Origin of the sequence: Caenispirillum bisanense (assembly GCF_900230255.1) — a bacterium.
Classification (GTDB): domain Bacteria; phylum Pseudomonadota; class Alphaproteobacteria; order Rhodospirillales; family Rhodospirillaceae; genus Caenispirillum; species Caenispirillum bisanense_A.
Genome location: NZ_OCNJ01000008.1, coordinates 70932 through 86735, shown reverse-complemented (window position 1 = coordinate 86735; position 15804 = coordinate 70932). Strand labels below are relative to the sequence as shown.

Below are 15804 nucleotides of genomic sequence, written 5' to 3'. Positions count from 1 at the left end.
GCTCATGCTGCTGTCCCCTCCTTGCCCAGCAATTCGTCGATCACCTCGGCCAGCGCGTCGCGCCACGGCCGCGGGGCGATGCCCCAGGTGCGTTCGATCGCCGTGCAGTCGAGCACGGAATTGGCCGGCCGGGCGGTCGGCGTCGGGTATTCGGCGGTGGTGATGGCGTCCACCTGCGGCACCTTGTGACCGTGGCGCGCCGCCAGCTCGAAGATGGCGCAGGCGAAGGCGTGCCACGTGGTGGGGCCGGCGCCGGCGTAGTGGAAGGTGCCGAAGCCGTCGCGGCGGCCGCCGGCGATGCCGTCGGCCAGGGCCACGATGGTGCGCGCGATGTCGCCGGCCGCCGTCGGGCAGCCGTGCTGGTCGGCGACCACGCGCAGCGTGTCGCGCTCGGCGCCGACGCGCAGCATGGTCTTCACGAAGTTGCCGCCGAAGGCGCTGTAGACCCAGGCCGTGCGCAGGATGACGTGGGCCTCGGGCAGGGCGGCGCGCACGGCATCCTCGCCGGCGGCCTTGGAGGCGCCGTAGACGCCGAGCGGCTTCACCGGGTCGCTTTCCACCCAGGCGCCGTCCTTGCTGCCGTCGAACACGTAGTCGGTGGAAATGTGGATCAGCGCCGCACCGGCCTCGGCACAGGCCTCGGCGAGCGCGCGCGGACCGTCGCGGTTGACGGCGAAGGCGGTCTCGGCGTCGCTCTCGGCCTTGTCGACGGCCGTGTAGGCGGTGGCGTTGACCACCACCGCCGGGGCCTGCTCGGCGATCACGCGGCGCACCCGCTCGGGGTCGGTGACGTCCAGCCCCATGCGGTCGAGCTGCACCGGGCGCAAGGTTTCGGGCCAGCGGGCGCGGGTGAGTTCGCGGCCGACCTGGCCGGTGGCACCGACGACGAGGACCCGCCGCATCACTTGGAACCCTGGCCGAGGCGCTGGCCGGCGTAGGTGGACTGGCCGACGTTCTGCCACCAGCCGCGGTTGTCGAGGTACCACTGAACGGTCTTGCGGAGGCCCGATTCGAAGTTCTCGCGCGGCGTCCACCCCAGGTCGCGGGCGATCTTGCTCGCGTCGATGGCGTAGCGCATGTCGTGGCCCGGGCGGTCGGTGACGAAGGTGATGAGGTCCTGGCGGCGGCCGATGCGGGCGTCGGGCTCGATCTCGTCGATGAGGTCGCAGACGGCGCGCACCACGTCGATGTTGGTCTTCTCGTTGTGGCCGCCGACGTTGTAGCTCTCGCCGAGCTCGCCCTCGTTGAGGATCAGCCACAGGGCGCGGGCGTGGTCTTCCACGTAGAGCCAGTCGCGCACGTTCTCGCCGGTGCCGTAGACCGGCAGGGGCTGGCCGGTGAAGGCCTTGATGACCATCAGCGGGATCAGCTTCTCGGGGAACTGGTAGGGGCCGTAGTTGTTGGAGCAGTTGGACGTCACCACCGGCAGGCCGAAGGTGTGGTGCCAGGCGCGCACCAGATGGTCCGACGACGCCTTGGAGGCCGAATAGGGCGAGTTCGGCGCATAGGGCGTCTCTTCCGTGAAGAGGCCGGTGTCGCCGAGCGTGCCGTAGACCTCGTCGGTGGAGACGTGGTGGAAGCGGAAGCGGGCGCGGCGCTCTTCCGGCAGGGCGCGCCAGTACACCAGCGCCGCCTGCAGCAGGGTGTAGGTGCCGACGATGTTGGTCTCGATGAAGGCGTCGGGGCCGTCGATGGAGCGGTCGACGTGGCTTTCCGCCGCCAGGTGCATGATGGCGTCGGGCTGGTGCCGCTCGAGGATCGCGTCCATGGCGGCGCGGTCGCAGATGTCGGCCTTCTCGAAGGCGTAGCGCGGGTTGCCCTCGACGCCTTCGATGGCGAAGGGGTTGGCGGCGTAGGTCATCTTGTCGACGTTGACGACCGAGGCATCCGTCTCTTCGATGAGCAGGCGGACGACGGCGGACCCGATGAAACCGGCACCGCCCGTGACCAGGACTTTCACGTCAGAAGCTCCGCGCGAAATTGTGACAATAGCTGGCTGCACCTTACTCCGCTTTTCAGGCCCCACTCAAGCGGCCAGCGGATGCGGGCATGGCAGCGGCGCGGCCGGGATCGACCCGGGCCGCGCCGTCGCTACGGGGCATGAACGCTTCAGGTGAGGATTTGCTCCACGTCGTGCGTCTCGACGGTCTTGTGGTCGTCGAAGGTGATGGTGGCCGCCACTTCCGTTCCGCCGTCGGCCGGTTCGAGATCGACCGTGTGGCCGCCGTCGGACACGGTGGCGTTGCCCTCCTCGACAGTGACGTCGTAGACCAGCCCGCCGGTGCCGTCGGCGGGATCCTCGGCCGAGGGCGCGTCACTGTCGATCTGGAACAGCCAATTGGCATCGACGCCGCCAGCGTCCATCATCACCAGCGTGTCGGCGCCGTCCGGCGTGTTCCCCATGCCGTTGATGACGACGTCTTCGTTGTAGTCCGCACCGGCCACCCCATAGACGAAGAGATCGTCTCCGTCCGTGCCGGTAATCGTTGCAGTGTCGCCCGTGATGAAGAACAGGTTGCCGCGGGCGTCGTCCTCGAGCGTGATGTCGTTCTCTATCAAGACCTGCGTCTCGACGGAACTGGTTGCGCCCTCCTTGTCCTCGACCGTGATGGTGAATGTCCGTTCTTCTTCACTGCCGATGAGCTCACCATCGCCGCTCGTCAGAATGACGCTCTTGGCGAGCGACACGTACACCTCGTGGGAGGCTTCCCCGCTGAACGTCATGGTGTGCGTGGCGGCGTCATAGCTGAGCGCAATGGGGCTGGCGTGGCCCTCGACCGAAACCTCCAACCGCCCATTCAAGGGGTTGAACAACACCGTCTGATCGGTGAGGCCGAGGGTATCGCCGGTCTGCGCGCCCTTGCTGATGGCGATCATCATCTTCTTGATGACGTCGTTCAGGTCGGCATCGCTGATGACGACATCTGCCGTTCCATTCTCGGGGTTGGGCAGAACCAGCACGGGCTCGTCACCGCCTTCCAGAGACTTGTAGAAGGTGTCGGTGCTGATGACCGGCGCATCGTTGACCGCCGCCACTTCGACCGTGAGCGGTATGGTCACGGATGACGCCTCGGTTCCGTCCTCCAGGCTGACCGCCGTCACCTGCAGCGTCGCCGTCCCATTGTAGTCGGGTGGCGTGACCAGACGCAGATCGGCGATGTCGTCGCCCTGGATGGTCCAGGTCGGTACACCAGCCACCGTCTGCGCTTCGTAGGGCGCGGTGCCGGCGCCGAAGAACAGGCTTCCGGCCGGTGCCCCGGTGATGACCAGCTGCAGGCTTTCGCCGGTGAGGTCGGAGAGGGACGCCGTGATGCCGAGCGGGATGCCCGCCGTGCCGTCGGCGCTGCCGTCCGGATTGCGGGCCTGATCCTCAGCCCCTGTCACGGTGTCTTGAGCGATGCTCAGGTTCGGAGCATCGGCCACCCCCAGCACCTCGACGGTGAAGGGAATGTCGTCGGACTGGGCGATGGTGCCGTCTTCGACCGTCACGACCCGCGCCGACATTTCGACGGTGCCCGACTCGTTCTCGGCTCCCTTGAAGTAGGCATCTTCGGGATTGGTGACGACCCAGACGCCCGTCGCCTCGCCGGCTTCGGCGGCGACGGGGGTGCCTGTCGCGACATCGAAGACCGCATTGCCGTCGGCATCGACCTTCACCTCGATGAAGGCGGTGCCATCGCCGTTGACGAGGGACGCCCCTTCCGGCACGCCCTTGACGACCACGTAAAGCGTCTCACCGGTCTGGTCACTCAGTTCGGCGTCGAAGACCAGCTTCACGGGTGTTTCTTCCCGGGCGTCCGTCACGTCCTGCGGGTCGATGGTCGCGACGTCCGCCACACCGCTGACCTCGACCGTGACCGTCGAGCGCGCCGCTTCCACTGGTACCTTGACATCCTCTTCCATGGTGTAGGCCACCAGTTCGAGCTTGATGTCGCCGGTCCAGTCGAGTGGCGGCCTAAGCGACACGTCCTGGATCGTGCCGTCCGCGGCGATGTTGTCTGCCTTGACCACCCATTCGGTGTAGGTGACGCCGTCGACGGTATAGCTGCCGTTGTTGCTGGCGCCGCTCAGAACCGCCCCGGCCGGCACGCCCCGGATGACGACCGAGACGAGTTCGGAGGCATGAGCTTCGCCGCTGCCGATGCGGTCGTCCATGTCGAGCCGTGCTGTTACCGCGAACGGATTGTCTTCGATTGCGGGAGTCGGGTCGTTTGGTACGTCAAAGGTCCCGGTCTCTGTCTGCGGCGTCACGGTGAACGAGATGGTGCCGAGCGAGGTCTCCACGTCCTGCCCGTTGTCGGCGATGTCCACGGCCACTTCGAGCGAGACTGTCCCGTGCCAGTTCTCGGGTAAGTTGTCGACGGCGAGCCCGGTCAGGGTTATGGGATGGCCAGCCTCGAGCGCCGCAGCCAGATCCGCGACCGGGGACTCGCCAGCGTCCTGGAGGTCGGCCACCCTGACCTTGAAGCTGCCGTCGGATTCGGCCGTCAAGGTCTGGCCGTTGAGCGACAGGGTCGCACCCGCGGGCACGTTGGTCATCTTGATGACGAGAACAGGATCGGCCTCGGCGAAGGTTTCGCTGAAGTTCGCCTGTTCATTCGGAGTGATCGTCAGGTCGAGGGGCACGGAGGCCGTGTCTTCCGCCACCGTCGTGACGGCAGCCGAAATGGTCACGCCGTCCGTCTCGGGGTCGACGAGGATTTGGACGGGAGCCGCTGCAGTCTCCTGCGTCGTGAAGCCGTCACCTTGCGCCACGACCTTCATCTGGAAGGTGACGGGCTGATCGGAGTCCGCGCGCGTCTGCTGGAGGGTGATCTCCCCGTTTTCCAGGCTCTCGACCGGGATGACGTAGGTGCCTTCGGTGGGTTCATAGAAAGCGAAGGCGCCCGGTGTCTTCGCCACCAGCGTTGCGCCGACGAGGCCGGTGATGACGATGGCGGTGACGTCCGAGCGTACGGTCTCACCGGAGACCACATGCTCGCGGCTGCCCCGCAACACGATCGACTGGTCTTCGAGCCCGTTCTGTTGCAGCAGTTCGAAGAACGTGTCGACCGTGGTGTCGGTCGGATCGCCGGCGTTGCCGCCGCCGGTGCCGCCGTTGTCGATGGCGAACGCCACGAAGACGGGCTGTGTGCTGGTCCACACCGTGACGTCCTTGTCGTCGGGGTCGACGTCGCGAATCATCGCCGTAACCGAGAGCGTGCCCGACGTTCCTGCGGCGCCGGCGATCTTCAGATCGGCGAGCGTATCGACACCGGCCTTGTCATCCAGGGCGACGATCCAGCGGCCTTCGCCGGCGAAATAGCCGTGGTTGAGCTTGGCGGTGGCCGGGACGCCGTCGATGATCAGATAGCGCTTTTCGCTGCCGTCGGTATCGGTCAGGTCCAGGGCGATCGGCAGGGCGTGCCATGTGGCGGCAGCCGTACCGGTCACGTTGCTGGCCGCGAAGGTCTTCGCTTCGTCCACGACGGCGTCGATGACCACGGAGGTATTGACCGTCGTGGTCTGGGCGGGACTGCCGGCATGGCCGGAACTGGCCGTGATGGTCACGGGAATGTCCGTCGACCAATGATCCGGCAGACCGCTGATCGACATCTCGCCGAGTTTGCCGGTGGCGGCGTCGAAGTACTTGGCGAGGTCTTGGCCCGACAGAGTCAGCTCGACCCCATCGCCGATCTGGACCTCGAGCACATCGTTGCTGTCGTCGACGGCCGCCACCCGCAGGGTGAGATTGGTCAGGCCGAGGGCATCGAAGTTCACGGTGACGCCGGTGATGCTTTCGGCCTCGAACACGAGGTCCTGGGGCGTGAGCGAGAGGGTCACCGGGACGCCGGTCGCCCCGAAGCTGTCTTCGTCGCCACCGGAGCGCGCGACGATGCCGATGTTGGCGTGGTCGGACACCGCCTCGACGTCCACGGCGAGCATGTGCTGCGTCGTCTTGGTGGCGCCGTCGTCTTCCGTCACGATGAGATCGACGCCCACGGCCTTCTGGCCCGAGAAGTTGGCGTCGGTGATCTTCGCCTGAACCTTGTCCAGGTATTGTCCCTCGATGGCCCAGCGGGGGGCACCGTCGACGGTGCCGACGAACTTCATGTACTTCTCGAAGCCCGCCGCCATGGCCACCTGCATCCCGTCGGGGATGTCGCGCAGCACCAGCGTGATGGTTTCCGAGCCATCGGTATCCTCGGTGCCGAGCTTGCCGAGGTTCAGGGAGAACCAGCCGTCGTTGTCGGTCCTGTCTTCATCGACCGTGGCGACGGTGACCGTGGCGCCCGGGGCCAAGGCGTCGCCGTTCCAGGTGGGGTCGTCGGCGGTGCCGATGACCGTCACCTTGAGAGCGCCGGTGCGATCCGCTTCGCTGCCATCGATTTCCGTGGAGATGGCGCGGACGGACAAGGCGAAGTCGACGTTGGAGTCGGCCGCCGGCTGAACCTTCAGGGACCCCACGTGGGCGGTCACGTCGTACCACGTCGCGCCGTCGCGGGTGACGGTCGCGGTCAGTTCCTGACCATCGGTCCCGAACAGCTTGGTGCCGGCCGGCAGGTCGGCCTTTACCAGCACCGTCAGCTGTTCCGGATTCACGTCGTCGGTAATAGCGGACAGGACGTCGATTGACATCGGCTCCGCGTCTTCGTTCATGACGACGTTGCGGACCACCAGGAACGGCTTGTCCGCGGTGGGATTGACGACGATGGTGACGGTCTCGCTGACCGACGCCGTCTCGACGGCCACTTTGTCACTACTCTCGGTTTCGCGAGAGGTCGAAGTGATCCGGATCGTCGGTGCCTGTGTGTAGGTCGGATCGGTCGGCGACACTTCGGTATGCAGGTTCTTCGGCGGCAGGATGACGGCCGTCGCGATCCGCGCGGGATCGCCGCCCAGGTCGAACGACCCGTCGTCCTGGCGCTTGACCTCCTGGAAGGTGCTGCCGTTCATGAAGCCGATTCGCCAGCCGTCGGGCACGTCGTCGAGGCGGACGGACAGGACTTCCGATCCGTCCTTGTCGACCAGGTCGGTGCCGATGCCGAGGGCGATGTAGGTGTCTTCCGTGCCGGTGACCAGCGTCTTGCCGTCGACCACGGAAACGGTCGAACCGCTCAGCCCCAGGGTCGGTGCGTCGGCCACGGCATCGACGCGGATGCTGAGGGCGCTCGGGCTGTAGGCGAGGCGCGTGGAGGTGCTGCCGCCCGCGCCATGATCCTCGACCGTCGCCAACAGGCGGTACTCGACCTCCTGAGAGCTGTGGGCCTTGGGCTGGATGGTCAGGCCCGACGCGGTATAGGCGGACTGCGAGGTGCCGATGGTGCCGTCGAAGGCGCCGGCGATGTCCCAGGCGTAAAGCGGCCGCCCACCGTCCGTGACGGCAACCGCAGCGGGATCGCTGGAGAACGCCACCGGACGTCCGTCGGCGTCGACCGCCGTCACCGTCAGGCGTTGCAGCACGGCACCGTCCAGGCGCACGCTGTCGGCCAACAGGGTTGGGTCGGACGACACGAAATAGATGGACGTCACCTGCTCCGACCCGTCGGCGTCGACCATGGTGATGGTCGGCGTGACGACGATGGGATGACCTTCGACGCCGTCTTCCCAGCCGCCGCCGGTGCTGCCGAAGGTGACGCTGTCGGCATCGGGGGTGATGGTCAGGCTCAGGGTATCGGTCGCTTCCGCCTGGCCCTGCCATTTCGGGAGGAGATCGTCGGGCAGGCCGGTGGCGGCCGCGTCCGCGTCGTGTTCGCGGACGAAGACGGTCACGTCGAACCCGAGGTCGCCGGACCAGTTGTCCACTGCGCCGACATGCAGTTTCGCCATGTCGGACGCGTCGACGCGCCAGACGCCGCCCGTCTGCTCCACCACCGTATCGCCGGCGCCGAGCTTGCCGTCGCCGTCGTTGTCGAGGAACAGCCGGCCCTTGCCGGCAGGCGAGTCTGCCGTGAGCTTGATCTCGTACCAGCGGCTTTCGGACCCGTCGGCGCTCTTGTCGAGGTCGGTGCCATCAGGCTCGCCATAGTCGACGGTGAGGCCATCCGAAAGCTTGTAGGAGCCGTCTTCGGCGAGTGTCTGCGTCGCGTCGACGACATCGATAGTCGGCGCGTCGGCGTCGCCGTAAACGGTGACCTTGACGGTGGTCGTCGTCTCTTTCTCGTTGGTGGACGCGATCTCGCGACCGTCGCCCAAGTCCTTTTCCGCCGTCGTGGCTTTCAGGGTGAGATTGAGCTGACCGTCGTAGGTGGAGAAGTCGGCAGGGGTCTTGAACTCCAGCTTGGAATTCAAGGCGACGAGGTCGCCGGTCGGCAAGGTGAAGGTGCCGTCGGGGTTGGCCGTGATGACGACACCGTCCAAGCGCAACTGCGTTCCGCTCGGGAAGCCGGCCAGGGTGAGGCCGGTTACTTCCTCCGACGCGTCCTTCACCGCGACGCTCAGCGTCAGCGGCGACCACTCCTCCTCCAGGCCGACGCCAGACCCGGACAGCGTGGCCTCATCCGGCCTGGCCACGACGACCACGTCGAGGGTCTGAACGGCGCTGAAGGCGATGTCGGGGGCAGCGGTGCCGACACCGCTGCTCAGGGCGGTGCCGTAGTCCTTGTCCTGGTAGACGGCCTGGGCCTTGATCTGGAAGTTGGTGTCGTCGTTGAGCGCGCCGCTCTTCCATTGGAAGCGCACTTCGTCGGCGTATTGCGCTTCGAAGCGATACACCTCTTTGGTGCCGCCGTTCTCGTCGGGCACGGTGGTCTTATTGATGTCTTGCCACGTGTTTCCAACCTTCACCCGCAGCTTCAAATCGCTCGGCAGGTCGAACAGATGCAGGTACAGCTTGCCGCCATCGGCCGCATTCGGGAAGGCCTCAGCCACCTGGAGGTCTTGCAGCAGGTTGATCTGCTGCCAGCCATTTGAGAATGACGTGCCTTCCGTGAGTGTGAACGATCCGTTGCCCACGACTGTCAGCGTCGGCTCTTCCGTGCCCACATCGATACGGACCTGCTGACTGGCCAGAGCCATTGCTTCCCGCGGCTGACCGTTGGGGTCGTCTTCGCGCGTGACCGCGTTGATGTCGACGAGGACGTCCCGCGAATCGCCGGCAGGCAGACGCAGGACGAGGTTGTCCAGAACCGTGTCGAGGCTGTCCAACTGATCCTGTGGGATGACCAGTGCATAGGTTCTGGCGCCGGGCAAGACGGAGCCGTTCGGCATGGTGGTCGATTGAGCGAGAGGGTCGACCGCGGTGCCGTTCCACAGCAGCGTCCCCGCCCCCGCATGGCTGGTCGTCAGGTAGACCGTCAGGGTCTCCGACGTGTCGAGGTCGACTGCGGAGAGGTCGAAGTCGAGCGGCACGTCCACCGTGCCGGCCTGCTCCATCACCGCCTGGTTCGTCGCATTGGCGACCGTCGGGGCGTCGGCCACCGCCGTCACGGTGATGGTGCCGTCGATGGACGTGACCTTGGTGTCGCCGTTGGAGGCTTCTTCGGTGGTGACGAGAAGCTTGTAGTCGACGTCGTCGTCGGACTGTGCCCGCGGCGCGAAGACGAGACCCTGGACTTCGAAGGTGTTGGCGGTCGTCGCCACCGCCGCCGAAAGCGGCAGGACGTAGGCATAGGTTTTGCCGGCGTCGAGACCGGCATCGACGTCGGCTGCAGCGACGGCGGTCGTCGCCACGATCGGCCGTCCGTCGGCCGCCCGGCCGGTGATCTCGTAGGCTTCGAGCGCGGTACCGTTCAGCGTGAGCGTGCCGAGCAGCATGTCGCGATCGGCCGTTTCCACATAGAGCGCGTCGAAGAGGGACTCCGAGCCGTCGGTATCGATCAGGGTGAAGCTGGGCGCCACCGTGACCGATTGATCCTCCAGCACGGTATCCCCGGCCGTGCCCTCGATCAGGCTGACCGAGTCGGCCGCCGCGGTGGCCTTGATCACGAGATCGCCGATGTCCTTTTCGGCCGTGCCCTGCCGGGCCAGCGGAACACCGGTCTCCGGATTGGTGATACCGGTGAGTGAGTTGTCCCACTCACCCGCATCCGCCTCGGTGGCGATGGCCGTCACCTTGAAGCGGATTTCCGGATCGGTCTCGCTGCTGCCCCAGTGCTCGGGACCGCCGATGTGTACCTTGCCGCTTTCGAGGTCGGCGGCGGAGACGATCCAGGGGCCGCCGGGCGGTTGATCGGGGCGGCCGTCGATGATCAGGCGGGCACCGGCGTCGTCGGGGGTGATGCGGAACGTCAGGCTTTCCGAGCCATCCGTATCCGTCACGCGACCATACAGGTCTTCCCCGGCCGACAGCGTCGTGTCGGCGCTCCACTGGATCGTGTGGAACGCACCTTCCGCCAGTTGGTGGGCGGTTTCGTCGGTGGCGCCCTCCGGGGTGTCGGCATCGCCGTAGACCCGCACGTCGAAGGTCGTGTCGTGGGTGGTTTCGGCTTCCGGATTGGTGGCGCCCGGTTCCCGCGTCGTCACCGACAGCGTCAGCTGCGTGGTGTTGCTGCCGCCGTTCCAGGTGCTCGCGTCCGCCGGCCATTCGATGTAGATGCGGCTCTGGTCTGCAGCGTCCGTGAAGGTCGGCAGCGCGACGGCACCCGTCGCATCGGCCGTCACGCCCGTGAAGGTGCTCGATCCGGCCGCCTCGGGGAAGCGGACGACGGCGCCGGTCGGCAGGCCGGACAGGGTGACCCCGGAAACCACCTCGGACGAGTCGCTCGCCTTCCACGTCAGGTCGAGCTTCACCCAGGCGTCGGCATCATCGCTTTCGACGCCGACGCCGGAGGCGGTGACGGTGGCGGCATCGGCCACCGGCTTGATGTCGATGCTGACGCTCTGTTCGGCGACGGCCTCGTCGGCCCACTGCTGCCCGAGCGGAGTGTGGGTCGGGCTGCCGACCGCGTCCTGGTCGACCACATGGGCGCGGACGGTGAAGTCGATCGCATCGGAGCGGTCGTCGTCGCTCCACCGGACCTGCAGGCCTTTGATCTCGCTCGAAGCCTCGTCGTAAAGGCCGGTGACGTCGACATACTTGCTTCCGTCGGCGGCCGTCTGCACCGTCAGTGCCGATCCGTCGCCCTTCTGGAAGAGCATGCCGCCGATGTCGTCCCCGGTCAGGGTGACGGTCAGCGTTTCCTCGCCACCGGTCGGTGCCGCAAGTGCGATCTTGATGCCGTCGACCGGCGTCCAGCTTTCCTCCAGGCCGGACGCGCCTTGCGTGGCGGAGACATCGACGGTCGGTGCGAGCACGCCGACGTCGACACGCACCTCGGCCGTCGACCAGTTGCGCTCCGGCACTCCGTCGTGGTCGGCCTCGCCGCGCTGCTCTTCGGACACCGCAACCAGCTGAAGGCTGAAGTCCTTGGAGCTTCCGGCGGCCGGACGCACCTGCAGCGAAGACAGGATGGCGTCGATGTCGGCATCGGCGGCCACGGTGATCTTGTAGACCGTCCCGGTCAGGGCGGGGACGGTGTCCGGCTTGTCGACTCCGCTCCACCCGAGATCCGCCGCCGCGACGGTTTCGAGCGCCGGCGCGCCGCTGGCCATGTCGAACCGCAGGGCACCGCCGGCCGGAACGCCGCCGATGTACAGCGTCAGGCTTTCCGATGTGTCGGTGTCGGTGAGGGCGAGCTTGGTGACATCCACGGTGATCCAGTTGTCACCGGTGGCGCTTTCCGTGCCGCCGACGTCGCCGGCTTCCAGATCCGGCCTGTCGGCGACGGCTTTCACGGTAATGAGACCGCCGTCGAACGTCGTGGTCCGGGTATCGCCGCCATCGGCCTCGATGGTCGTCGCCCGCACCGAATACGCCACGTCCGCGTCGCTGTTCGTCGCCGGATCCAGGGTGAGCCCGGACACCGTGTAGCTCTTGGACGCCGCGTCGTAGCTGACGTTGGGGTTGTCGGCGACCGTGATGCGGTAGACGAGCCCGCCGTCAGCCTCGGTTTCGACGCTGAACTTGGACGGGTCGCCGGCGAAGGCCAGCGTGCCGGCTTTCGCCGCTTCGGCATCCAGCACGATGTCGATGGTTCCGGTCAGGCTTTCCGAGCCGTCCTTGTCGACGAGCGCGATGGTCAGCGGCACGGTGATGGCCCCGGCGAACTCATCCTCCATGCCGGTGCCCGACGACACGATTTCGACCTTGTCCGCCACCGCCTCGATCGTGACGGTACCGGTGCCGTCGAAGGTCTTTTGCGCGGTTCCGTCGGATACGGTGACGCTGATCCCGTAGGTGACGTCTTCGTCGCTGTGTTCCGTCGGAACCAGTTCGAGGCGACCCATGGAGGGGTCGATGACGAGCCCGCCGCCGGCGCCCGGAACCAGGACGCTGGACGCGAGCTGGTACGTCACGGTCCCGTCGGTCCCGACGGTCCCGGCCGTCAGTACATCGTCCACCGCGCCGGTTCCGTCGGCGGGGACCCACCGCAAGGTGCCGCGACCGGCGTTGGTGGCGTCGAAGGTGAACACGAGCGGCCCGCTGACGGCCTCGCTGCCGTCCGCCGACAAGGTGATGCGCGGCGACAGGGCGATGCCGTCGCCGGCGACGGACGGCGTGTCGGCGTCTTCCTTGCCGCTGTCATTGGCCGCGATGGTGGCGTCATTGACCACCGGCGCGAACGAGACGGAGACGGTGGTGCTGTGGCTGGCTTCGTCGGCATAGGGGGTGCCGGCGGCATCGAACGTATCGGTGCCGGCATCGCCGTCGACCACCTTGGCCGTCAGCGTGAAATCGAGCGAGTCCGAGCTGAAGGAATCCTTCCAACGGGCGCTCAGCCCTTCGACCTTGCCGCTGGTGGCATTGTAGTAGGCGGAGACGTCGTACGACCCGTCGGTGCCCGGCGTCAGGATCTTGCCGGTATTGTCGCGCAACTCCGACTTGGTCGGGTCGAGGTCGGCGCCGCTCAGGGTGATCGTCAGCGTTTCCTGGGTCAGGCCTGCGGTGGGTGCCTTGACCTCCACCGCCAGGGAATCGAGCGCGGCCCACTGGCCTTCCGTGCCGGTCATGGTCCCGGCCGACGCCACGGGGGCCAGAACGCCGACGTCGACGCGCATGTCGGCGACCGTCCAGCTCTGCTCGGCGGTGCCATGGTCGGCGACACCGTTGGCTTCCTCGGTGACGGCGACGAAGCGGAGCGAGAAGTCCTCCGACCGGCCCGCGGGCAGGCGGACTTCGAGCTCGCCGGCCAGAACCTTGGCGATCATGTCCTGCGGAATCATGGCGACCGAGCCGGTCAGACCCGGGGCCGCCAGGCCGGCGGCACCAGTCCCTCCGAGGGTCGGCGCCGCAACCATGGACACAGGCTGGCCGTCCAGGCGCAATTCCGCGCCGTCGGGCAGGCCACCGATGTAGAGCGTCAGGCTTTCGGTGGTGTCCTGGTCGACCAGCGCCAAGTCCGCCACAGGCAGGCTGATCCAGCCGTCCGCGGCTCCGCCCGTGTGTTCGGTACCCCCGGCCTGCGTGACGGCCAGATCCGGCGCATCGGCAATGGCGCGGACGGTGATGGAGGCGCCGTCGTACGTCTTGGTGTTCACCGAACCGTCGTTGTCGGTGACGGTCGCCGTCACCGAATAGCTGATGTCGACGTCGGAATGGGTTTCCGGCTCATAGGTCAGGCCGGAAATCGAATAGGACTTGGTCGCGGCGTCGAAGGTGAAGGCGCTGGCGGCGAGCGTATAGCTCCAGGTGCCGGCGGCCGCGTCGTGGACGACGGGCACCGCCGCGCCGTTCAGCTTGAGAACACCCTCGGCCATCTGCGCGTCGGTGGTCACCAGCACCACGTCGCCGGTCAGCGACTCGGTGCCGTCCTTGTCGATCAGCGTGATGGTCGGCGTGACGGCGATACCGCCCGTCTGATCCTCGATCCCGCTATTCTGGGCCTGCACGACGACATCGTCGGCGACGGCCTTGACGTCGACCGTGACCGTCGTGGTCTGGTCGTTGGTGTCGCGGGGCGTGTCGCGATCGGTCCCGACGTCGTCGTCGGTCACGACGGCCCGGATGGTGAAGGTGATGTCCTCGTCGGAGTGCTCGTGGGTCGAGCCTTCCGCCCATCGGACCTGAAGCGAGGTCGCCGATGCGGTGACGTCGTACCGGCCGTCCGGGCCGGCGGTGATGATGGTGCCGGTCGTCTTGTCGCGGAGCACGGCATCCGGCGGCAGGTTCTCGACATAGAGCGTCAAGGCTTCGCCGTCGCCCGCGGCATCGGCCTGGATCTGGGCGTCGATGGTCACGTCGGCCCACTGGTCCTCGAGACCGCTGCCCGACGCCGTGACCGTCGGCTTCACGACGCCGACATCGACCTCGATCGTCGCCGGGCCGGTGACGGCCCGGTCGCCGTTCATGTCCTCTTCGGTAACGCCGTACACGTTCAATGTGAAGTCGCGCGAGGAATCCGCCGCCGACTTGACCTGGAGATCGCCCAGGTCGGTCGAGGAGAGGACCCAGGTTCCGGCGGGCAGGGTGACACCGCCGGGCAGGTCCAGATCAGCCGCGAGTTGCGTGCCGTGGTTCAGAACCGCACCGTCGGGCATGCCGGTGATGTAGATGGTCAGCGTTTCCGACGTGTCGGCGTCGACCAGGGCGGCCTGGACGTCGAGATCGATCCACTCGTTCTCCGTACCGGCCGCATTTGTGGCCTGAAGGGTCGGTGCGTCGGCCACGGCTTCCACATGCACCGGCAGCGTCGTGGTGGTGGTCGCGGTATGCCCCGTCACCTCGCGCGCCGTCACCTCGATCGTCAGGGTGACGTCACCGCTGTAATGCTGAGGCCGCACGAAGTAGAGATCATCGAGAGCGTCGACGGGAACGCTCCAGACGCCGGGCTCCAGCTCCGTTCCGACGGCGTCCCCCGCACCGTCGGCGAAGGAGAAGCCGCCCGGCACGTCGCGGATGACGACGGACAGGGTTTCCGCGCCACCGTCGTTGTCAGTGCTGGACGCCGTGATGTCGAGCTTGATGGCGAGGTCTTCGATGCCATTGGCGGCGACCGCCACGACCTTGGGATCCTGCGCGGTCCGCGTGTCCGGTTCCTCTTCCTCCTCCTCTTCCTCCTCGGGAGGCGTCGGCGGCGGCGGCGGTTCGGACGGGCCGTCGGTCGGCGGCGTCGGCTCGGGATCCGGAGTGGGCGTCGGCTCGGGATCCGGCGTCGGCGTCGGCGTCGGCGTCGGGTCGGTCGCGGTCGGCGTCTCGTCGGTCGGGAAGAGGTCCTCGACCGGATCGGTCTCGCCGATCTCGGGGTCGGCGGGCGTCTCGTCCGCGGCGGCCGGCGGCAGCACGATGTCCTCGGCCAGCGGCGGCGCGAAGGCGGCGGCCTGCGGAGCGGCGGGCGGGGCCGGGTCGGCGGCGGGCGCGCCCTGCGGCTCGCCGGGCGGCAGTTCGGTGCGGCGCAGCTCGGCGGGCTCGTCCTCGGCGACGACGTCCTCGTCCGCCTCGTCGGCGCCGTCGGCCGCGACCGTGCGCTGGCGGCCTTCGGGCTGGGCGTCGAACTCGCTCTCGACGGCGTTGTCGGGCTCGCTCGGCACGTAGTCGTCGGCGATCACCGGCGACTGGTCGGCGACGGTCTCGCCCTGCGCCGGCAGGCCGTTCAGCAGGCCTTCGTTGGTGGAGCGGCGGCCGCTCTGGACGTTGGCGTTGCCGAACACGTCTTCCGACGGGCGCAGGTTGTCGGGGGTACCCTGCTGCTCGACGCCGTCCTCCAGCGCCTCGTGGCCCTGGCCGTGAATGTGCAGGCCTTCGGAGGCGCTCTGGCCGCCGTCGGTGGCACCGTCGCCGCCTGCCCCCTCGCCGCCCGGGGCGGCGGGCTCGGTGACGTTCACGTCGCGATCTTCATTCTCGGCCAT

At 67.5% G+C, this 15804-nt stretch carries 3 protein-coding genes; all 3 read right to left on the bottom strand.

Features of this window, described 5'->3' with window-relative positions; translation table 11 throughout:
* Positions 1–2 precede the first annotated feature (2 nt).
* Positions 3–902: a dTDP-4-dehydrorhamnose reductase gene (rfbD, locus tag CRP50_RS17430; protein ID WP_097280467.1), complete on the bottom strand. Its 900-nt coding sequence runs from the start codon at positions 900–902 to the stop codon at positions 3–5.
* Positions 902–1960, bottom strand: coding sequence for a dTDP-glucose 4,6-dehydratase (gene rfbB / locus CRP50_RS17425; RefSeq protein ID WP_097280466.1), 1059 nt, complete (start codon positions 1958–1960; stop codon positions 902–904). The genes rfbD and rfbB overlap by 1 nt, the downstream gene beginning before the upstream one ends.
* Before the next feature lie 149 nt (positions 1961–2109).
* Positions 2110–15804, bottom strand: coding sequence for a hypothetical protein (locus CRP50_RS17420; protein ID WP_097280465.1), 13695 nt, complete (start codon positions 15802–15804; stop codon positions 2110–2112).